Here is a 253-nt window from a genome sequence, read left to right as displayed (position 1 = left end):
TAGCGTCAGATCGTCGCCTTCGGGCACAATTAGCATGATCGGATCGGCGGGCGCGATCACTCCGCCGACCGTATGAATTGCGAGTTGTTGAACGATGCCTGACTGAGGCGCAGGCATTGGAACGCATAAAGCCCGGCAGCAAGCACGGCTATCCCCACCAGCGTCGGTACGCTGTGACTTGCCAGAACGCGGTCATAGACCTGCAGCATGAACAGCGGCGAGGTCAGCGCAAGCACATTGACCACGCCGCTTA

General features: G+C 59.3%; 1 protein-coding gene. It reads right to left on the bottom strand.

From position 1 onward, the window contains the following. Window positions 1-56: 56 nt before the first annotated feature. The coding region (locus tag AC0L2H_RS32580; RefSeq protein WP_473593689.1) for a hypothetical protein at window positions 57-253 on the bottom strand (197 nt) is incomplete at its 5' end.

Source organism: Mesorhizobium sp. WSM4871 (assembly GCF_055811295.1).
The sequence above is the reverse complement of the archived record's forward strand: the minus strand, read 5'-3'. Positions and strand labels throughout refer to the sequence as shown.